The 23,291-nt window shown below is 43.5% G+C and carries 9 protein-coding genes and 1 pseudogene; 2 read left to right on the forward strand and 8 right to left on the reverse strand.

Translation table 11 applies throughout. From position 1 onward, the window contains the following. Positions 1 to 153 precede the first annotated feature (153 nt). Together AACT52_RS22300 and AACT52_RS22305 are read right to left on the reverse strand one after the other, a co-directional pair. A complete protein-coding gene (locus AACT52_RS22300) occupies positions 154 to 2,589 on the reverse strand; it encodes a two-partner secretion domain-containing protein (RefSeq protein WP_073633419.1) in 2,436 nt (811 codons plus the stop codon). 701 nt (positions 2,590 to 3,290) lie between these two features. Then, on the reverse strand, positions 3,291 to 4,124 hold the full coding sequence (locus tag AACT52_RS22305; protein WP_073633420.1) for an oxidoreductase: 834 nt from the start codon (positions 4,122 to 4,124) through the stop codon (positions 3,291 to 3,293). A 350-nt stretch (positions 4,125 to 4,474) separates the two neighbouring features. On the opposite strand from AACT52_RS22305, the gene AACT52_RS22310 reads away from it, so the two are divergent. Then, positions 4,475 to 5,395: an AraC family transcriptional regulator gene (locus tag AACT52_RS22310; protein ID WP_073633429.1), complete on the forward strand. Its 921-nt coding sequence runs from the start codon at positions 4,475 to 4,477 to the stop codon at positions 5,393 to 5,395. Here the strand turns inward: AACT52_RS22310 and AACT52_RS22315 are convergent. Next, positions 5,305 to 5,937: a filamentous hemagglutinin N-terminal domain-containing protein gene (locus AACT52_RS22315; protein WP_073633421.1), complete on the reverse strand. Its 633-nt coding sequence runs from the start codon at positions 5,935 to 5,937 to the stop codon at positions 5,305 to 5,307. The two genes, AACT52_RS22310 and AACT52_RS22315, sit on opposite strands and share 91 nt — an antisense overlap. A 423-nt stretch (positions 5,938 to 6,360) precedes the next feature. Between AACT52_RS22315 and AACT52_RS22320 the strand changes: the two genes are divergently transcribed. Next, the gene (locus tag AACT52_RS22320; RefSeq protein ID WP_073633422.1) at positions 6,361 to 11,373 is read left to right on the forward strand and encodes a type I polyketide synthase; all 5,013 of its coding nucleotides are present in this window, start codon (positions 6,361 to 6,363) and stop codon (positions 11,371 to 11,373) included. A gap of 324 nt (positions 11,374 to 11,697) precedes the next feature. Here the strand turns inward: AACT52_RS22320 and AACT52_RS22325 are convergent, their stop codons facing one another. The 5 genes and pseudogenes from AACT52_RS22325 to AACT52_RS22345 form a co-directional block, all read right to left on the reverse strand. Beyond that, entirely contained in the window at positions 11,698 to 19,002 is a 7,305-nt protein-coding gene (locus AACT52_RS22325; protein WP_073633423.1) for an amino acid adenylation domain-containing protein, read from the reverse strand. 23 nt (positions 19,003 to 19,025) lie between these two features. After that, complete coding sequence (locus AACT52_RS22330) at positions 19,026 to 19,244, reverse strand: MbtH family protein (protein WP_073633424.1); 219 nt, start codon at positions 19,242 to 19,244, stop codon at positions 19,026 to 19,028. Positions 19,245 to 20,567: 1,323 nt separating this feature from the next. Beyond that, complete coding sequence (locus AACT52_RS22335; RefSeq protein ID WP_073633425.1) at positions 20,568 to 20,978, reverse strand: hypothetical protein; 411 nt, start codon at positions 20,976 to 20,978, stop codon at positions 20,568 to 20,570. Positions 20,979 to 21,003: 25 nt separating this feature from the next. Then, positions 21,004 to 22,728 (reverse strand): GUN4 domain-containing protein, encoded by a 1,725-nt coding sequence (locus tag AACT52_RS22340; RefSeq protein WP_073633426.1) that lies wholly within the window; start codon positions 22,726 to 22,728, stop codon positions 21,004 to 21,006. 224 nt (positions 22,729 to 22,952) lie between these two features. Next, positions 22,953 to 23,291: pseudogene (locus AACT52_RS22345) on the reverse strand (ABC transporter ATP-binding protein/permease); the annotation flags it as partial.

Raw genomic sequence — 23,291 nt, forward strand, 5'->3', positions numbered from 1 at the left:
GTTTTTGAGTTCATTTAAATGCTGTAGCTTTGCGTTACCTTGGAGGCTTCATTTATAGAGTAGAGCGATCGCCATACTAAAAACATCAACTTCTAGCGCAAATTGCTTTCCAAGTTTGGAAACTTAGATTTCAAAATTTGGCAGTTTTTCACTTTAACGACAAGAACGCCCCAGCACAACTTCCCCATTCGATAATTGATAGATACCATCAGGCTCGACAATAGCTGGATTGCTCTGTTGTATCCCAATCGGCAAATCACTGGTTGATGGAACTAACTCATAAGTTGGAAACCCAGAGTTAGCCAACTCATCAGGTAAAGTGGGTAAGCTGCCAGAACCTGTGATGATGAATTTGCTCTTTTGGCTGTTGCGGGCAATGCAGCTATTAGCAATCAGTGTGTTAGTATCCACCAGTACTGAAGGCAGTTCTACTAATCCATTGGTGGGGGTAAAATTCTCAACGTTAATTCGCACAGTGCCATTTAACGCAGAATTTCCTCCAGTGGCGGTGATGCTACTTAAGGCAGTACTTTGTGGACGGAACTGAAAGCCAAAAATACCATTCGTATTGATAGTCAGATTTCCACCACGAGCATTTGCAGAATTGGCGCTAATGTTGCTATTTTCGTTGGGGACGGCGACGAGGAAGGGAGTATTAATATTGATGTTGCCGCCGTTGCCAGTACCCCTAGCCGACCCAGTAATTTCACTGTTACGGCGCATGAGCAGCAAATCTCTCACCTGGAGTTGAATGTTGCCCCCTTCACCGGATGTGGTGGCGGCTGTAATCGCACCTCCACCGTCTAGAATGATAGATTTCGCATTAACCTGAAGAGTCCCGGCATTGCCTAGCCCTTGATTACTGACTTCAATCTTTGCACCATTTCTAACGCTTACTTGTCCAGTATTAATAATAACATCCCCAGAAAAACCACTAGATACTGGCAGCAGTTGATAAGCCTGTTGCAATTGGTTACTGATAATTGGAGCAGACACACGTATACTACTAGGTAATCCAGAGTCTAAGCTTCTACCACTGATATCAACAGATTCTCTAGCATTAATGATTGCACTACCTGCGTTACCAGTTGCGACAGTGGAAGAATTCACAGTTCCTCCATCTTGAAGCACGAGCCGTGCTGTATTGATAGTGATTTTCCCACCATTGCCAGCACCCAAAGTTGCAGCCGATACACTACTAAATTGGAAAGCGTTTCTCGCTCCCAGCAATTCTACAGAGTCAAGAGCATTGACTGTTAACTCTCCTCCGTCACCGCTTCCTAAGGTTGAAACTGCTACAGAGCCTCCGTCACGAACCGTTAATCGCCTAGTTGACAGCCTGATATCTCCCGCGTTCCCAGAACTTAGCGCTACAGCACCGATGCTACTGGTTCGCAAGAAATCAAACGGCGAAAACCCTAGTACTTGTACGGAAGTAGAGGCATCCACAGTTACATTCCCTGCTTGACCGGTGTCAAAGGAACGGGCGTTGACTGCTGCCCCACCCTGAACAATTAACTCGCGTGTGGAAATGACGATATCTGCTCCTGTTCCACTTCCCACAGTTTGAGTATCCAAACCACTACGAAGCCTGCCATCTAAACTCGTTGCACTCAGGGACAGAGATTGGGCAGCATTGACGTTAATGCTTCCCCCTCTCTGCTCGCCTTGGTTTTGAATCAACATGAGTGAGCCATCACTGAGCGATACTTGATTCGCTTGCACCTGAACCGAACCGCCTCCACTAGCATCAGCTAATGCCTGCTGAGATAATCGAATATCTCGGAAACTTTGTACACTTTGATAGTTGAGAGCAAAGCCTTGGGGAATGAAACTTAGAGCAACCTGTTGCCCATCGCCGACACTGCCTAACTCAATCCGTCCTTGCTCTGCTGTCAGCGTGCCTCCTTGTATGTCTACATCACCCCCAACCAATGCTAAGCTTTGTCCTGGTAGCACCCGTAAACCAGTTAAGGCACTCCCTCTAATCGTTGGTGAACGTGCTGGCTCCCGAACAGATAAGTTGTATCCTGTACCTTGCACTGCAATACTTGCGGGATTTTGCCCAAATTGCAAGCCAATAGGAACACTGATTGTCAACAGCGGTTCAGTTTGGGGATTGGTGGCGCTAAACTTAAAGCCATCGGCAAAGTTGATGCTATTTGCTGTACTGGCTAAAAATGAGCCGCCGATGTTTAACCGGGCATTGGCACCAAAAATAATCCCATTGGGATTGATTAAAAACAGGTTCGCTCTCGCGTTTGCCCGAATGAATCCATCAATATTAGAAATTGACCCACCTGTTACACGGCTGAAGATATTCTGGATATTCGCTGCATTATTGAAATAGACTTCACCGCCTGTGGGTACAGAAAACTGGCTGAAACTGTGGAAAAGATTGCTGCCACGGATTGCACCCCCATCAATTTGGAAATTGCGATCGCCCAATACTTGCGTTCGCTCTTTGGTTGGCAATGTTTCATCGGGTACAACCTGAGCGATTGCAACTTTGGCAACACTGAGCAAGTTAGACAAAATTAAGCCACTTGTTGCCAATAGCCACTTGCCAAGACAGTTTCTAGCAATCATGGAGGTTGCTTCCCAAGGCACAGGTGTTCTATTGAACTGTAATACAAAAGGGGGCTATCGGTTCGGCAAATATTTTCAAATGTTCTCTAACCAAAGATAGATTTCTCAGCAGCAAACGAATTTCTGATTAACCCGTTGCTTTTTGGACTTTGGACAAAAAAGTGAGTTCGCGTATAGATTGCGCGAATAAAAACTAGGCATGATAAATTGCTCCAGTTATTTTTCGCTCCTGAGTAAAACTGAGTTAAATGCCTAAAGTCTAAGAAAATTTACGCGGCTTTTTGTTTATTAGGTGTTGATTTTGACTTTTTTTGACGACAGGATGCTGAGATCCCTTTGGTTGAGTGTGACCAGTCACCCTCCCTTTTGAATTTCCTCAGAGTTTTGGAGAATGTCCAGGTTTACCAATCTCATGAAGAAACGATTAAATTTTAGACTAGAAGAATATAAACTTGAAATTCTTGAGAATTACTGTGCATGGGTTGGCAGAACAAAAAGCGATGTACGCGCGAGAACTCGTTAGATCTTTAAAGACAAAGAAAAAGCCGCTCCTTTAGGACGGGGCTTGAGACCCAATTTTTTGGTAACCAAGTCAGGAACATAACCTTTGTTACGCAGCTCAAGTCCTCAGTAGGACGTAATCTCGCCACCGAGAACTTGAAAGCATTTATTCATATCTACTTTTTTTCACCATTTTGCACTCACTCTCTGTAATCAGTAGATTCAGCCAGAGTCCGCCATTGTGCCGTTTCTTGCTCGACGTAAGCGTTTTTATCAGCAATTGCCTGAAGGGTGTCTGTCCCTAAAGGCAACCGCAGAGGTGGGGTATCTGCGTTGACGAGCTCAAGGATCGCCTGGGCGAGTTTGGTGGGATCTCCCGGTTGTTGATAGTTCAGTTCAGATGCGTGGTTACGGATTTTACCGACCGTCCCCGCGTAATCGGAAATTTCCATGGCAGTGCGCTGGAGCGAGCTGCCATCGAGGAAATTGGTCCGGAAGTATCCCGGCTCGACCACAGTGGCATGGATGCCCAGAGGAGCTAATTCATCGTGCAGAGCTTCGGTAATGCCTTCAACTGCAAACTTGGTTGAGGAGTAGATGCCCCACCCTGGAGTGGAGCGGTAGCCTCCGATCGAGGATAGGTTAATAATGTGTCCGGAGCGGCGCTGACGCATACTGGGCAACACGGCACGGGTCACATTCAACAGCCCGAAGACGTTCGTGCGGTATACCCGCTCAACCTCTTGAGCACTGGTTTCTTCGATGCCTCCCAGCAAACCGAATCCCGCATTGTTGACTAACACATCGATCTGCCCAAAGCGTTCCAGTCCTGCTGCAACTGCTGCTTTCACTTGAGCCTCGTCGGTAATATCCAGGCTGAGCGTCAACACATTTTGACTGGACTCGAACTGATGCAAATCGGCTTTGTTGCGGGCGGTTGCAATTAATTGGTCACCTGCTGCCAAAACGGCTTTTGCGATTTCGGCTCCAATTCCACGGGAAGCACCTGTAATGAACCATGTTCTCTGAGTCATCTGTAGATCTCCTTACATTAAGTTAGTAACACAGCTAGATTCTTGAACCGACATCAATTCGTTTCTAGGCAGTTGCAAAAGCGGTATTTTTGCTCCGTCCTCACCTCGATTTTGTAATCAAAGCGATTTGGATTTGCTTGTTGTGCCCTGTTCTATTGCCTTATCCTTTCATTGTCTTTCTGGTATAGGTTCATCATAGGCTTAAGCAGAAGGGTTTTAAATACATAAACCTCGCAGATTATTGCCTGATCCTCTCAAGCAGTCAGATGGTACTCAAAAGAATCCTCTATAATAATCGCAGCAAAATGATCGGAGTGCAGCAAAATGATCGGAGCGAGCGAGAAACTGCTATGGCAATTGAACCCTTGAAACGCGAGACGGCGATTCATGCTTGTCAAGAACTGGTGGAACTAGTGACCCGCCATACGGATGACAAGGGTAACGGTATCCATTCAACCGCGATCAATCAGTTGGAATTTATGCGGGAATCTGCTGCGCCTACAGCACTCTGCGCCGTATATGAACCGACTCTTTGCATTATTCTTCAAGGCAAAAAAGAAACCTTACTGGGAAAGGAAACCTATCAGTATGGTGTGGCTCAATATATCGTTGTCACAGTGGATTTACCGCTCAGTGGATACATTGTCGAAGCGACACCAGACAAACCGTATCTAGGATTTAAGCTGAGCCTGGACGCAACTCAACTTTGGAATATTATTGACCAAATCCAGCGCAGCCCAGATAAAAAAGAAACTTCGGTTAGAGGCTTGTTCGTTAGTGATGCTAATGCATCGTTGATTAATTGTGCCACCAGACTAACACAGCTTCTGGATACGCCCCAGGATATTCCATTCCTGGCACCGATGATTATTCGCGAAATCTATTACCGCCTTTTAATTGGCGAACAGGACGAAGCAGTTCGCCAGATTGCGACATCCGGTAGCAATATGCAGCGCGTGGCAGAGGTCATTAAACGGATCAAAGCTGATTTTACAAAATCATTGCGCGTTGATGATTTGGCTCAGCAAGCGAGTATGTCTCCTGCATCATTCCATCGCCATTTCAAGGCAGTCACCTCAATGAGTCCATTGCAATATCAAAAACAGTTGAGATTATTGGAAGCACGCCGTCTGATGCTGGCTGAAAACGCTGATGCAACCGAGGCGGCTTATCAGGTTGGTTATGAGAGTCCTTCACAGTTCAGTCGTGAATATTCCCGCTTATTTGGTGCCCCACCCATGAAGGATATTGAACGTTTACGAATCGCCTGAGCATTGCAATTCGCTATAAATTTGGACTTTGGACAAAAAAAGAGTGGTTCGCGAATCGTTGGTAAAGTTAGTGGCTCCTGAACAGATAAGTTGTATCCTGTACCTTGCACTGCAATACTTGCGGGATTTTGCCCAAATTGCAAGCCAATAGGAACACTGATTGTTAACACCGGTTCAGTTTGGGGATTGGTGGCGCTAAACTTAAAGCCATCGGCAAAGTTGATGCTATTTGCTGTACTGGCTAAAAATGAGCCGCCGATGTTTAACCGGGCATTGGCACCAAAAATAATCCCATTGGAATTGATTAAAAACAGGTTCGCTCTCGCGTTTGCCCGAATGAATCCATCAATATTAGAAATTGACCCACCTGTTACACGGCTGAAGATATTCTGGATATTCGCTGCATTATTGAAATAGACTTCACCGCCTGTGGGTACTGAAAAGTGGCTGAAACTGTGGAAAAGATTGCTGCCACGAGTTGCACCTCCATCAATTTGGAAATTGCGATCGCCCAATACTTGTGTTCGCTCTCTTGTTGGCAATGTTTCATCGGGTACAACCTGAGCTATTGCAACTTTCCCAACAGCAGGTCGGTGTAGATAATTAAAGGTATGTAATAAGCGCTAACTACAAGCTACTTTCCAAGCTTTACTTTTCTTTACATAGTTTTATTTTCTCTTGCCAGCTTACTTACTGCATAAAATTTGGCATACGACTGGTATTAAACACAAGAACGCACTAAATCCATTGCATACATCCCGCAGTTGCGATTATTTAAAGCAACTTTTCGGAATATTAAACCAGTGAACAGTACCAGCCGCAGTTATCAAGCGTATGGTGTGGATTAACGCCTTCCACCAATTGGTGTGGTGTTTCCGCCAATAATGAAACTAATAATGCGGATACTTAATAACTGTTAATAACAGATTCTGCCAAGTACTTTATCTTTTCTGAGGAAACATCAAATGATTGCTAATTTAAACGATTTTACCAATAACAATGATCTTAAATTTTCTACTTTAGTAGAACTTTTAACCTACAGAGCGCAAAATCAAACTGAACAAACAGCTTATACTTTTCTTCTTGATGGAGAAACAGAAAGCGTTAATCTAAGTTATCAAGAATTAGATAAAAAAGCACGGGCGATCGCCACTCAACTTCTTCAACACGGAGTACCAGGTTCGCGGGCTTTGTTACTATATCCACCTGGACTAGAATTTACCGCCGCCTTTTTTGGTTGTTTATATGCTGGCTTTGTCGCGGTTCCTGCTTATCCACCCCGACGCAATCAAAAAATGTCTAGGTTACAGGCGATTGTATCAGATGCTTCAGCAGTGGTAGCACTGACTACAGCATCCGAATTAACAACCATGGCGGTTCAATTGGCTGAAAATAATACATTGGCTGCAATACCCTGGTTAACAACCGATAATATTAACACTGACATAGCTGTAGATTGGCACCATCCAAATATCAACAGTGATACTTTGGCTTTTCTCCAGTACACTTCGGGTTCTACGGGAACCCCAAAAGGGGTGATGGTGAGTCATGGTAATTTATTGCACAATGAGCAAATGATTTTGAGGGCTTTTGACCATACAAACGAGACTATTGTTGTAGGTTGGTTGCCGTTATACCATGACATGGGATTAATTGGGAATTTGCTCCAGCCATTGTATCTTGGTAGACCTTGTATTCTCATGCCACCAGTTGCTTTTCTCCAAAAGCCTTTCCGTTGGTTGCAGGCGATTTCTAATTACAAAGCAACCACCAGTGGAGGTCCAAATTTTGCTTATGACCTTGCTTGTCGCCAAATTTCCCCCGAACAACTAGCAACTCTTGATTTAAGTCGTTGGGAAGTTGCGTTTACAGGTGCAGAACCGATACGTGCCGAAACAATGGAACGTTTTGCCGAAACTTTTGCTCCTTGCGGTTTCCGTCACTCAGCATTCTATCCTTGCTATGGAATGGCGGAAACAACTTTAATTGTATCTGGGGGTTTGAAATCTGAGGCTCCAATTGTTCGTCATATTGAACCCACAGCTTTGGAACAAAATCAAGTCATATATACTAGTGCTTCTGATGGTGGCAAAGCGATTGTTGGTTGTGGTAAAAGTAGCCCTGACCAAAAAGTGCTGATTGTCAACCCCGAATCATTTCTGGCTTGTCCAGATGAACAGGTGGGAGAAGTTTGGGTATCAGGACCTAGTATCGCTCAAGGTTACTGGAATCGCCCTGAACAAACAAAAAATATTTTTAATGCGTACCTTGCCGACAATAAAACTGGTCCTTTTCTGCGGACTGGGGATTTAGGCTTTTTGCACGATGGTGAGTTGTTTATCACTGGTCGTCTCAAAGATTTAATTATCATCATGGGTCGCAACCATTATCCTCAAGATATTGAATTCACTGTGGAAAATAGTCACCCTGCACTACGTCCGGGTGGTGGTGCAGCCTTTGCAGTTGAAATCAAAACTGGTGAAAAGTTGGTGATTGTCCAAGAAGTCGAACGCAGTCATCTCCGCAAGTTTAACGCTGATGAAGTGATAGGAGCAATTCGTAAAGCCGTAGCCGAACACCATGATTTGCAGACTCATGCCATTGTTTTGATTAAAACAAATAGTTTACCGAAAACTTCTTCTGGTAAAGTACGGCGCAGTACCTGTCGGGCTGAGTTTGAAGCTGGTACTCTCGACGTGGTTGCTATTTGGAGTGCTGATTCTCACAACAAGAGTAAATTAGAAACTTTGGAGTCAACCGCACCGCAGTTAGAACAAACCCAAATTGAGACAGCAAACACCGAAGCGATCGCAGCTTGGTTAGTTACCAAAGTCACCGAACAATTGCAAATTTCCTCCCAAGAAATCAATATTAACGAACCTCTCGCACAATACGGTCTGGGTTCCTTGGCAGCGGTGAGAATTTCGGGAGAATTACAGGAATGGTTGGGACGCGAACTTTTACCAACTCTGTTGTATGATTATCCTTCAATCGCAGCTTTAGCACAACATTTAGGCGGTGGAGTCCCACAACAAAAGGTAGTATCGCAGCAACAAAAAGAACAAAAAGAACAAAAAGAACAAAAAGAACAAAAAGAAAATAATGCGATTGCGATCGTTGGTATTGGTTGCCGTTTCCCAGGCGCTGATAACCCAGAAGCCTTTTGGCAATTACTACGCCGTGGTGTCGATGCGATTAGCGAAGTCCCCTCTGAGCGATGGGATGCGAATACTTTCTATGACTCAAACCGCGCTACACCAGGTAAAATGAATACTCGTTGGGGTGGCTTTTTAGAACAAGTAGATAAATTTGACGCGCAATTTTTTGGAATTTCCCCACGCGAAGCAGAGTCTCTCGACCCGCAACAACGATTATTATTAGAAGTTAGCTGGGAAGCACTCGAAAATGCAGCTTATGCACCAGATAAGTTAGCAGGAAGCAATACAGGTGTATTTGTTGGGATTAGTAATTTTGATTACTCTCAGTTGCTACCCAAACAAGTTGCTGGATTCGATGCTTATACAGGTACAGGTAACGCTTTTAGCATCGCCGCTAACCGTATCTCCTATTTGTTAGATTTGCGTGGTCCGAGTTGGGCAGTAGACACAGCTTGTTCTTCATCCTTAGTTGCACTTCACCAGGCTTGTCAAAGTCTGCGTCAGGGAGAATGCGAACTTGCCTTAGCTGCTGGTGTAAATTTAATTCTCACCCCACAGTTAACTATTACATTTTCCCAAGCTGGGATGATGTCTAGCGATGGTCGTTGTAAAACTTTTGATGCCGATGCTGATGGTTATGTACGGGGAGAAGGTTGTGGTGTCGTAGTTCTCAAACGTCTTTGTGATGCTCAACGTGATGGAGATAATATCCTTGCAGTTATTAAAGGTTCAGCAATTAACCAAGACGGACGCAGCAACGGACTCACAGCACCCAATGGACTAGCCCAACAAGCAGTGATTCGCCAAGCAATGCAAAATGCTGGTGTGTCACCAAGTGAAATTAGCTACGTTGAAGCACATGGTACTGGAACCTTTTTAGGCGACCCTATCGAGGTAAACTCCCTCAAAGCAGTCCTTATGGAAGGACGTTCGTCTGAGCAACCTTGTGTTATTGGTTCTGTCAAAACCAATATTGGGCATTTGGAAGCAGCAGCAGGAATGGCTGGTTTAATTAAAACTGTCCTATCGCTACATCACGAGGAAATTCCATCCCATTTGCACCTCAAACAAGTTAACCCCCACATTTCTTTTGCTGGCACAAACTTGTCCATCCCTACTACAGTTGTGCCTTGGAATAGAGGCAATAAACAACGCTTGGCTGGTGTATCTTCTTTTGGTTTTGGTGGTACCAATGCTCATGTGATTTTAGAAGAAGCACCCGTAGAAAGTCAAAAGTCAAAAGTCAAAAGTCAAAGTAAAGAAGCAATTGAACGGCAGGTGCATCTTCTCACGCTATCTGCTAAAAGTGAAAATGCTTTGCGCGATTTAGCACAACGTTATGAGAATTATCTTGGTAATAACCCTGATGCATCATTACCAGATATTTGTTTCACGGCAAATACCGGGCGATCGCATTTCGATCATCGCCTAGTTGCGATCGCGAAATCTAACCTGGAATTACAAATGGTACTTGGTGCTTACGCTGCTGGTAAAAAAATGTCTCAGTTGGTAAGCGGTAAAATTGGCGGTAAAAAGCATCCCAAAATCGCCTTTTTGTTTACAGGTCAGGGTTCCCAATATGTAAATATGGGTCGCCAACTTTATGAAACTCAACCGACTTTCCGCGCTTGCATCGACCAATGCGATAAATTTTTGCGGTCTTATCTAGATAAACCTCTGCTGTCGGTTTTGTATCCTCAAACTGAAACCGAAAGTAGCTGCATCGATGAAACTGCTTACACCCAACCAGCGATATTTGCTGTGGAATACGCTCTGGTGCAGTTGTGGAAGTCTTGGGGTGTAGAACCAACAGCCGTCATTGGTCACAGTTTCGGTGAATATGTCGCAGCTTGCATAGCTGGAGTCTTTACACTGGAAGAAGGACTCAAGCTTGTTGCCGAGCGATCGCGCTTGATGCAGGGAATCAAGTCAATGGGTGCGATGGCTGCGGTATTTGGCAATGAGGCTCAAGTGCAAGCGGCGATTGAATCTTACAGCCAAGAAGTTACCATCTCTGCAGTTAACGCTCCTGATAATATCACCATCTCTGGTACCATTGCCGGAGTTGAGGCAGTCATCGCTAAACTCGAAGTCCAAGGAATTGAGACTCGACGCTTAAAAGTATCTCACGCCTTCCACTCTCCTTTGATGGACGAAATGCTAGATGCTTTTGAGCAAACCACAAGTGGAGTACAATTCCAAGCACCGCGCATTCCTTTAATTTCCAATGTTACTGGAACTTGGCTGCCTTCAGGAGTTGTACCCGATGCCAAATATTGGCGATGCCACACCCGTGAAGCTGTAAAATTTATGGCAGGGTTGAATACCTTGTTGGCAGAGGGTTACGAATTATTTATAGAAATTGGTTCCAAGCCAGTTCTCTGTAGTCTGGGCAAACGCTGCCAGCAAGTAGAAAATGCTGTTTGGTTACCTTCTTTGACTGCAAAGTCCGATAATTGGCAAACATTGCTGGAAAGTTTATCACTATTGTATCTGCAAGGAGTAGATATTGACTGGACAAGATTTGAAGGCGATGATTCGCGTCAGCTACTGCCACTTCCTACCTATGCGTTCCAAAGAAAACGTTACTGGATTGAATCGCAAAATACGGTTGACAATGTCGTCAATGTGAATACCACCAATGGTTCTAAACCTGTTGCGTCAGTTCATGGCAATGGGGGAGGGATACCATCTAAAGCATTGGTAGAAAAAATTATCACACAACAGCTACAGCTCATGTCTCAGCAGTTAGAAGTTTTGCGTAGTCATGGTTTGTCAAAAGACAAATCCTTTTCGTCGCAAAATGGACACTTACATTAAGTGAAGTAGCTACACTGTACTGCAAGCAGTACAGTGTAGGGTTCCGGTCTCATATCAGGTTCGGTAGATTACTTATCATTCCTGGAGAACCCCACCCCGCAATCATCTGCGCTTAGGCTCCCTGCCCCTAATCCCCAGAGGGGACCCCGAGTTCCCCGCATGCGGTGAGTCCAGCGCTGCAGGCGGGTTTCCCGCCGTAGGCGACTGGCGAACCCGAAGGGGGAGGGGATAAAGGGGTGGGGTGCAGTTAACGTGGGAATTATAACTAATTAGCCGAACATGATATCACTTGCCATTGCCTCTTTGTACAATTACAATTTCGTCTTATATCATTAGAGCCTCCTTATAAGCCTTCTCCAAGCAATCTTTCAATTTCTCTGCTACCACCCTTACATGGGGTTCCCCTAAAATGGTAGAGTGACCGCAGGGAATGTTATGGAGGTCTATTTCTCCAGTAATTAGATTGCCCCAACCTAATAGCGGATCGGTTTGAAAGCCAACATATGCTTCTTGTGTGTCTCGAGAGTTATCGTCAGTTCGGAAGAGGATGATTCGACCAGGGTAAGGTTGGAAAGTATACGTTTCCCAAGCCTGCTGGTGAAGAATAAACATGTAGTTGTCAGTCTCAGGTAAAGGTAGGGTTCTTCCCAAAAAACTGGTGTATTTCTCTGTAATATAGAATTTGCCCCACTTGCTCCAGTTCACAAGTTTTTTACTGAGGTAGTCGGGTCCAAATTGGAAAAAATTTTTTATGTGTATAAAAAATCGTTCCCTAAATGGCGATCGCTTTGTAGAACCCGGAACACTGCTATCTAACATTGCGATAAGACCTACTTCCTGACCTTGTCTACGAAGCTGTTGCGCCATTTCATAAGCAATAACACCTCCTACGGAGAACCCACCGATAAAATAAGGACCAATCGGTTGAATCGTCTGAATTTCTTTGATGTAAAGCGCTGCCATGTCTTCAATCTGGGTTAAAGGAGGCTGTGTTCCATCAAGTCCTTGTGATTTTAGCCCGTAAAATGGTTGATCGGTTCCTAGATGCAGTGCTAAAGGTCTATAACATAAAACATCTCCATTAGCTGGATGAATGCAGAAGAAAGGTGGCTTAGAACCGAGAGCTTGAATGGGTACGAGGCACAAACAAGTGGCTTGCTTGTCTTGGTGTGATACTGCTAAAACTTCGTTATCAGGTATTTTTTCCTGTATAGAAAGCATTTGGGCAAGACCTTCCACCGTAGCTGAAGTGAAAAGGGTAGCAAGAGGCAATTTTTTGCCGAATTTCTGCTTTATTTGCGCGAACAAACTCACCGCAAGCAAGGAATGACCTCCTAGGTCAAAGAAGTTATCCCTAACACTAATCGGTTTGACACTTAAAATATCTTCCCAAATTGCTGTTAGCTGGCGTTCTAACTCATTACGGGGAGCGACAAAAGTTGCTTCTAACTCTTGTTTTACTTTCTCGGGTGCTGGTAAAGCTTGACGATCAACTTTGCCGTTGGCAGTCAAAGGCAACGCCTCAAGCATTACAAACGCTGCTGGAATCATATAATTAGGCAACTTTTGCTTCAAGAAGTGACGCAAGTCACTGACTGTAGTTGCTTGGTTTTGATTTGGAACAACGTAGGCTATTAAACGTTTGTCGCTAGGAGTATCTTGACGAACAATGACTGCCGCATATTGTATAGCAGGATGTTGGCTGAGTACTGCCTCTATTTCTCCCAACTCTATACGGAAACCCCTGATTTTGACTTGATTATCGATACGCCCAACAAACTCAATGTTCCCATCTGGCAAATAGCGCACTAAATCCCCAGTTTTATACAGACGCGCTTGCTGTTCACGACTAAAAGGATTGCGAATGAATCTTTCAGCTGTCAATTCTGGACGGTTGAGGTATCCTTTAGCTAAACCAGAACCACCAATGTACAATTCACCCACGACACCAATGGGTACGGGTTGGAGATAGCGGTCAAGAATGTAAGTTTGCGTGTTGGCAATCGGACGACCAATCGGGATTGTTGTTGCTTCTTCGGGTATATCTTGAATTAAGTACCAAGTCGAAAAAGTTGTACACTCTGTCGGTCCATAGACGTGCAGTAGTCGTTGGGGTAAACCGTTTTTCAGAATCGCTTTGACGCTATGAACATCGGCAGCTTCGCCACCAAATAAAAGGTGACGTATATTTTTGAAAGCATCAGGGACAACGCTTGCTAACTGATTGAACAAGGCTGTTGTCAGGAACATTGTACTAATTTCTTGCTGTTGCAGCTTTGTGACAAATTCATCAGGTGACAGAGCGATATCTTCAGTAATGACAATGAGCTGTGCTCCATGAACAAGTGCTCCCCAAATCTCGAAAGTGGCAGCGTCAAAAGATATATTTGAAACTTGAGCAACGCGATCGCTTGGTTCTATATTGATGTAGTTGGTATTGAACAAGAGCCGGCTAATTGCTTGATGGGGGACAGCAACTCCCTTTGGTTGACCTGTAGAACCAGAGGTATAAATTATGTATGCCAAATCACCAGCCTTGAGCTGACAAGCAAGGTTTGTCGCGTTTTCTCTCGCTATCGCCTCCCAGTCTGAGTCGATACAAACCACTTTTCTCCCATTAGAAGGTAATTGTTCGAGCAAGTGCTGTTGGGTTAACAGCAGTTGTGGTTGTGCATCTTCTAGCATCAAGCACAGACGTTCCTTGGGGTAAGTTGGGTCTAAGGGGACATATGCGCCACCAGCCTTAAGAATAGCCAAGCTACCCACTACCAACTCGTAAGAACGCTCCATGCTAATACCTACTAGCATCTCTGGTTTCACTCCCAAGTTTTGCAAGTGGTGAGCTAATTTGTTTGCACGTGCATTCAACTCCCGGTAAGTCAGCTTTTGGTCTTCATAGACGACTGCAACAGCATCGGGTGTTTGCTCTACTTGTTCTTCAAATAATTGATGGATACACTTATCATTAGGATACTCTGTCTGAGTATTGTTCCACTTCACTAGTATCTGTTCTTTTTCAGCATCAGTAAGCAGTGGTAGTTCACAAATGCGCTGTTGTGGATTATCAACAAGCCCCGCCAACAATGTCTGGAAATGTCTGCTCATACGGCTGATCGTGCCAGCATCAAACAAATCAGTGCTATATTCCCATGTTCCACGCAATCCTTGTTCTGTATGTGTAAGTAATAAACTCAAATCAAATTTCGATGTCACAGCATTCACATCCATCGGCGTGATGCTTAATCCTGGTAACTCCAATGTTTGTGCTGGTAAATTCTCCAACACAAACATCACCTGAAACAGAGGATGATAGGACAAAGAACGCTCAGGTTGCAGTTCTTCCACGAGCTTTTCAAACGGCAAGTCTTGGTGAGTGTAAGCCGACAGTGCTACAGATCTGACCCGTTGCAAAAGTTCCCGGAAGCTGGGATTGCCCGACAAATCGCCACGGACTACCAAAGTATTGACAAAAAATCCGATTAAGTCTTCGATTTCAACGCGATTTCTGCCTGCAATGGGCGAACCAATTAAAATGTCATCTTGTCCGCTATAGCGGTAGAGTAGGATCTCAAACGCTGCAAGCAATGTCATGAACAAAGTCACACCTTCTTGACGTGAGAGTGCAGAAAGTGCTTGCGATAAGCTTTGGGGGACGAAAAAATCATATCTTGCACCTCGATAAGACTGCACCAATGGTCGGGGTCTATCGGTAGGTAACTCCAGCACTGGGCTTACACCTTTCAACTGCTGTTTCCAATAGTTGAGTTGGTTTTCAAGTATCTGACCAGAGAACCACTGGCGTTGCCAAACTGCATAATCAGCATACTGAATGGGTAACTTTGGCAGAGGGTTAGGCAAACCATTGGTGAATGCTTGATACAAATTTGTCAACTGCTCGCCTAAAATTTTGATAGACCAACCATCCGAAGCAATATGGTGCATGACCAGTAGCAGGATATGCTCTTGTGCAGAGAGTTGCAGCAAGCACCCACGCAGCATTAAGTCCTCAACTAGGTTGAAATGGCGTTGCATCTCCTGATGGAGATGATGTTGTAAAACCTTGTGTTGTTCGGTTTTTGGATAAGTTTGTAAGTCGATGAGCTTGAGTTCTACTGGGCGAGGTTCACGAATTATCTGCACGTTCGCGCCATCCGATGCAATCAAGTTGGTTCGCAGAATTTCATGATGAGCGACAATTGCATCTAATGACTGTTGCAGGACATCTACCTTGAGATGACCTTGCAACCGCAACAAGAGAGGAATATGATAAGCCGCACTATTTGACTCAAGTTGCTCAAAAAACCACAATCGCTGCTGGGCAAACGATAGAGGCGCTGAGTCTCGGTTGGCAACTCGGGGAATGGTCTTTAGTTCTTCCATACCCTGACTCTTACTAAGTGCATAAGCGTTGCTTAACGAAGCGATGGGCTGCGCCCCGCCGTAGGCGATGGCGCAAAGCGCCCGCTTTACAGCGATCGCACTTGCTAAATCAGCAATAGTCGGTGTCTCAAACAGCAACTGTAGCGGAATTTCTACATTGAAAGCTTGGCGCATCCGAGAAATCACTTGTGTTGCTAGTAAGGAATGCCCCCCAAGCTCAAAGAAGTTATCGTGAATGCCTATGTGTTCAGTACCCAGAACTTTTGCCCAGATAACGGCTAAGACCTCTTCTATGGGGTTACGGGGTGCGACAAAGTTGGAACGACTGAAACTAGATGTATCCGGTGCAGGCAAAGCGCGACGGTCTATCTTGCCGTGGGGTGTTAATGGCATGGCATCCAAGAAGACAAAGGCAGCAGGAACCATGTACTCGGGCAACTTCTGCTTGAGGTAGTGGCGGAGGTCACTAATTTTGGGGGAAGGCTGTTGTTTCACAACTAAGTAAGCCACTAAGCACTTATCCTGTGAAACATCAACTCCTACGGTCACAACGGTTTCTCGCACGTTTGGGTATTGACTCAGTACCGCCTCAATTTCTCCCAGTTCAATTCGGAAGCCCCGTATTTTCACTTGTTCGTCAATCCGTCTCAGGTATTCCAGATTGCCATCGCTGTTGTAGCGAACCAAGTCCCCAGTTTTATACAAGCGTGCCCCAGGCTCGTTGCTAAAAGGGTTGAGAATGAACTTTTCAGATGTAAGTTCTGGTTGGTTGAGATAACCACGAGCTAAGGATACACCGCCGATATGTAGTTCTCCAGGAACTCCTACAGGAACTGGCTTTTGGTGTTTGTCTAAAATGTAAAATTGCGTGTTGGCAATTGGGCGACCGATAGAGATGATGCCGTCAGCGCAAGAAGCGCTGTTGAGAGTCTCTACCTTGTGGGCTGCTGACCAAATGGTGGTTTCTGTAGGACCGTATAGGTTCCACAGTTCAGTACACCGTTCAAGCAACTGATTGGCGAGTTCGCGCTTGAGTGCTTCACCACCGCAGAGAATTTTCAATTGCCTACTGTCGTGCCATCCTGATGCTAAAAGCAGTTGCCAAGTAGCTGGAGTGGCTTGCATGACTGTAGCACCAGAGGATGACAGACGCTTTAACAACTCGGTTCCATCAGTGGCAACTTCGCGGCTGACTACAACTAAACTTGCGCCTACAATCAACGGTAGGTACAATTCCAGTGCGGCAATATCAAAAGATAATGTAGTGACTGATAGAAGGATATCTTTCTGGCTCAGCCCTAGAGTTAAATGCATGGCATTTAAGAAGTTAACCAAAGCACCATGCAGAATTTGAACTCCTTTTGGTTTGCCAGTCGATCCCGAAGTGTAAATTACGTAAGCCAAGTGTTCGGGTGTTACTTTGCTTTGGAAATTGCTTTCGCTTTCTTGAGCAATCTCTTGCCAGTCGGCATCCAAGCATACTACCTTAGCTTTATGTTCGGGCAATGTTGCTACCAACCGCTCTTGGGTTAGCAGCACTGGTACAGAAGCGTCTTCTAGCATAAATGCCAAGCGATCGCACGGGTGTGCCGGATCTAACGGCATATACGCTCCACCCGCCTTAAGAATACCCAGCAATGCCACAACCATATCCAACGAGCGTTCTACGCACAGACCGACCAACACTTCTGGTTCCACACCTAATCTCTGTAGGTGGTGCGCTAGTTGATTCGCTTTTGTGTTAAGCTCCCGGTAGGTAAGAGACGCGCCATGGCGCGTCTCTACATCTTCAAACACCACCGCTACCGCATCCGGCGTCTTCTGAACCTGTTCCTCAAACAAGGAATGCAGACACAATTGTTTCGGATAATCTGCTTGCGTGTTGTTCCATTCCACCAATATTTGATTTTGTTCGGCGGCACTCAGTAGTGGTATATCTGATAGCTGTCGTGAAGGATTGGCAATAATCCCTTCTAAGAGGGTTTGAAAATGATCTGCCATGCGAGCGATCGCAGCAGTATCAAAGCGCTGACTATTGTACATGAAGCGCAACGACAATTGCACACCCGGCTGAGCGATGAGTGTGAGTGGATAGTTGGTTTTCTCTATGGTACGAACATCACTGATGTGCAACTTCCTTGAGTGCTGTTCTAAAGCCGCATCTACCGGATAATTCTCAAACACCACGATGCTTTCAAACAATGGCAGCCCTTGCGGCACATCACTCATCCGCTGAATTTCTACCAGTGGCGTGTACTCGTAAGTACTCATTTCCACCTGTTGCTTGTGTATTTGCTTGAGAATAGCTAGAACTGTGTCCTCACCCAAAAGTGTTACCCGCATCGGCAGGGTATTGATAAATAGCCCAACTATCGACTCTACATCTGTTATGGCAGCTGTACGACCTGAGACAGTCACGCCGAAAACCACGTCGGTTTCGCCACTGTATCGCCAGAGTAGTATTGCCCAAGCTGCTTGTACTAAGGTGTTTAACGTCAGTTGATATTTCCTTGCACGCTTCACCAGGGCTGTTGTTGCTTCACTTGATAGCAGAAGAATCTCCTCGCTATAGCTTTGTTGCACTTGATTGCTGTGGTGTGCTTTATCAATTACGAGCGGTGTTGGTGCTGTCACACCTAAGAGTGTTTGCCGCCAAAATTGGCAGGCTTCTGTCAACTTCTGCTTCTGTAACCAAGCAATGTACTCGCGGTAGGAACAACTCGGTTGCAGTTGTAACTGTTGCCCCAAAGACTTTGCTTCGTAATAGTCCAGTACTTCCTTAAACACTAACGGCAGTGACCACCCATCTAGAAGTATGTGGTGATAACTCCACACAAATCGGTAGGCATCATCTGACATTTGAATGACAGCTAGGCGCATCAATGGTGCCTTGGACAGTTCAAAGCCACGATGGTGATCGGACTCAAGAAACACTTGTAGTTGCTGTTGCTGCTCATCCGCAGATAGCCCAGTCCAAGAATAAATTTCTACAGGTAGTTTCACCTGTCGGTACACTACCTGTAGTGGCACATCTTGGCGTTCCCAAATGAAAGCAGTTCGCAAGACCACATGCCGCGCTACCACTTGGTGCCATGCTGCAGTGAATGCGTCAACATCCAGTTTGCCTGTAAAAGTACAACTAAATTGCTGACAATACACTCCAGAATCGGGAGCATAAAGGGTGTGGAAGAGCATTCCCTGCTGCACTGGGGATAGTTGATAAATATCTTCAATATTATTCTTTTTCATTTATCTGAAGTTAAATTTAATACTTAGTTTGATTGTGCCGATTGTTCCATTTGGTGACGCAAGCTAAGTGGTCTCATCTCAGTCCATACTTCCTTGATGTAACCCAGGCATTCTGACTTTGTCCCGGTTTTACCAGCATCTGTCCAACCGAGAGCGTTTTCCCGGTCGGCAAACCAAATTGAATACTGTTGTTCGTGATTTACGACAACTTTGTAGGTAGTGGGCTTTTCGGTAGTAGGCAATACACGGCTGTAGAGACATAGTATGCTACGTCTCTACATTATTCCTGGTGGTAGATGTGATTCAAATGAGAATCGCTATAATTTCCTATTCTTCGTTATTCCAATTCTAATCACTCCAAAAAAAAATGACACTAAGTACAGCTTGCTACAAGTTGATAGCGAATTGACAAAGAGAACTGGAGGCAGTAGGGTGAGCTGTTGTAATACCAGCAGGCAATTGTGCTATGAGCGGTGGGTACAAAGGTTATTGGCTACAGCTTCATACAGCAATACGGTTCAGTTAAGGTTGATGTGTAAAAAATAATGTGTGTAAAGACGCGCCATCCGAGAACTCTACATTGTGTTCCTGATAAAGATTCTGGTCTTATCTGAACCGTATTGCTTTATACAGTACATTTAATTCTTCTGGTATAAGAAAAAGCACTATCTCTTTTGCCGACGTGTTGAAAGTGAAAAAATCTTAGTTAGCGATCGCCGAGCGTTTGTAAAAACTTCACCTATTTCCACAAGGGGGCTCACACCGTAAGTAAGTCAGCGTGGAAAAACCAAACTATGTAAAGAAAAGTAAAATCTCTGTATTTGGCTCGTAGTAGCGCTATGGCTGACGCCACGCTGCGCGAACAGCGCTAAAGCGCTACTACAAACCAGTGATGATTATTTGCGCCGACTTACTTAATCTTTGATTCGGTGCCCTTGAGGAATTGCGGGTTAAAAACGAAACGTCTTCCGACCTATGTTAATCTACGATTAACAAAGGAAGTGGAGATAGCGCTCGTTTTTAACAATCTCCGGAAAAACACAACGAGGGATTGTAGTCTATAATTATACTCACATTGTGAGTAGGTCGAATTCATGCAACAAGTGCTGACGCTAGGAAAGTAAACTCAACTCCACACCATTGCAGTCGGAAAAACTCGAAGTAGTTCTTTATGCTTTTGCGGAAACTTGTAATTAGACTAACCAAGTAATCAAGCCAGAAATAACAAGTAGGCTGACAATTCAGGGCATTGTTTACGAAGACTTGAGAGCCAAGTTTGGGTTGCCAGCTAACCTAGCATTAAAAAGTAAAAAGAGAAAAGTAAAAAGTAAAAAGAGAATCCCCATAATTAAAAGATGTTGTTGGCGAATAAATGAGGAGCCACACCCCCTAAGTTTCTCGTTCCCTGGCTGAGCCAGGGAATGCACTACTAGGAGGCTCGGCCTCCGGTACTTAGAGGCAGAGCCTCTTCGCTGGCATTTCCAGCCTCAGGCTGGAAACGAGTTTATCAGGGGTATCACCCCACACGAATTGACCAACAACATCATTAAAATTAGGGGATATTATTATTTTATTTTTGTGCCAATAATTGATTGCTCTTTATCCATTATTATAAATTTAGAGCTATTAATGTCAATGACTTGATACTTTTCTGCTAGAAATATAGAACCTAAAGTAGCTATCATATCTGCAATAGAAATATTAAAAGCTAGCGGGATCCTCAAATTCAAAAAGGATTTTGGAACAGTTTTAAGATTTAAATACAGTGTTCTTTCAGTTATATACCATACACCAGTAAATTTATTACCTGTTATAAGTTCCTTAGGTTTAGAGAAAATAAATGTTTGAATTCTGGTTTGCTCATAAGTCATATCATCTTTAAATTGAATAGTTATTTTTTCTGAAGACGTATCATAACGCCATTTTCCAAAAAGTAAAATTTCTATTTCTATATCAGAAAGTTTAGTGTTACTCATGTCTATCCTCAAATTAGCTTTGACTTTACTTTTCGTTATTATTAAGAAATGTGGGATTAACGCATAGGAAAGTTTCGTTACAAATTTTTACACGAGAAAAGAATAAGTGCATCTGCCAAACTAACCAAGATCCCACCCGCCAGGCTCCCATTGAAAGGTGTTCTGCAGATGATGGGGATAAGTCAAAGGTATCTTGGTCATAGTGCAACCATTGCGCGGGTAGATGTCCTATCGGTGTTGTGAGGGATAATTCAAAAGTGAGTTGATCATAATCTAACCAGTTTCCCTGTTTTCGCCAACCAAGGCGATCGCCGAGTCTCTTTTCTGTTTCATAGTCTACTTGGCTACCCATTTCGCTCCAAATACTTTGCTGAACACTGAAGCCAAAATAACCATGACTGTATTCTTGCCATAATTTATCAATAATTTGAAAGTCTTTACAAGAAAAGTTATCAATATCTTCCTTATAAACTTCATTCCAATAGCTCTTACCTATGACTTTTAGCATTAATTTAGTGGTTTCAATGTCAGCTTCTTTCCACTTATGCTGGGCGAGGAGTTCCCGCAGTTTGGTATAATCGATGTTATTTGTCTTTTTAACTTCTTTTGTTAAAGTAGCATTGTCAGTCGCATCGTCATTAGTCAGTTTTATCAATCCGGTTTCTTGAACAGGAGCGAGAGGCGTTATAGAGACAAAATTTGTTTCTACTATCCCTATCTCTTTTCTTTGCTCGATAAGTTGCTTGGAGATATAGTTAGATATTGAGTCAATCTCTTTGTCTAAAAAAAAGGGATTATTCGCTAAATCAAAATTATGCATTTGCCAATCTAATAATTGACATTGAATCAACGCATCTTTTAATCTTTCTTTCTTTTCATAACTTGATACCATAAAGTCTAGAAAAGTTTCAGAAACTCCGTCAGTTTCTTTGGGAATTAATAAATTTGACTGAGACTTGAAAATATTATCCGCTAAATTTTTAATTTCTCCGACAGTTGAGTAAAAATCCTCATCTACTTTGACTACTTCATCTATTAACGATTGAAACGGATTAAAGTAATCGTGCAAATTTTTTTCAAAATTAATTGCAGTTTCTGCTATTTCTACTATTTCTTGACGAATTTTATAGGCTTTTCTTTGATATTCGTAAATTTCTTGATAAACTTCCAAATCTTTGGCTACTTGCTGGACAATTTTCTTTTGATTTTTGGTATCTTCTGCCAGCGTTTTCAGTCCTTCACTAAGCAATTTTATTTTTTCTAACATTAAAAAACAAGCATTACTCAATAGTAAAATTGCTTTAAAATTTTCTTGTTTTTCCCATTTTAATTCATCAAGTATTTTTTGATTTTTATCATTTTTAATTTCAAGTTTTTTTCTTTCATTGTCCAAGCTTTTTATTTCAATGTATTTTTGTATAAACAACTTTTTAAAATCATCAGTCAGCTTCAGCAAAAAGCTTTGATAACTATCCTTATAATTTTCTAGAAAATCAATAAGGTGGGTATAATCTTTTATTAATAATTGGCTTTCTTGAAAAATTTTCTCCTGACTATTTTCTTCTTTTCGCTTAATTATTCCCCAAAGCTGATGATACCGAACGCCTTCTTTAATTAATCTTCGACGTTCTTTGATTTTTTTTTGAACAGCTTTTAATTTGGTATTTTTTAGAACAGGTAATTTGTAAGTTCGTTCATAAATCGTAATTTTTTTGTAACTAACTAGTTGTCTGTGCTGTTTAGTAAGCATGACCTGATTCTAAAAAAGGTTCTGTTGCAAAGATTTGGAATTCATTTGTAAGCTTGAAAGTCAACATGATTATCATCAATTTTACTTCTAATACCATTTCACGTTAATCGCGATACATTTAAATTCTGTAAAGACGCGCTATGGCGCGTCTCTACATTACCGATTGGTATCATCCTTTTCGTAAAATTGTATAACAGATTGCTAAGAGTTTTTGCAACAGAACCCTAAATTCTGACCCATTTCAACACCTTGGAATTTTTATCATAGCGGTAGGTCACGCCATCTTTAGTTGTGATGGTCTTGCCAAGGCTTGCCTTGCTTCTGATGGTGTTAATGGGAACGCCTGTTAATCTCTGCATTTCCTTATGAGAAAGCCCTGCACCTGCACTTGTTTCTGGTTGACTTAGAGATTGGTTCTGTGGTGAAACATCTATTGTAATTTCGGGGTTTTCGGGAGGATTAGTTTCTGTTACTTCTGTAATTTGGGGGTTTTCGGGAGGATTAGTGGCTTGGACTTCTGTAATTTGGGGGGTTTGCGGAGGATTAGTGGCTTGGACTTCTGT

It is taken from the genome of Scytonema sp. HK-05 (assembly GCF_963872035.1).
Lineage (GTDB): Bacteria > Cyanobacteriota > Cyanobacteriia > Cyanobacteriales > Nostocaceae > Kalymmatonema.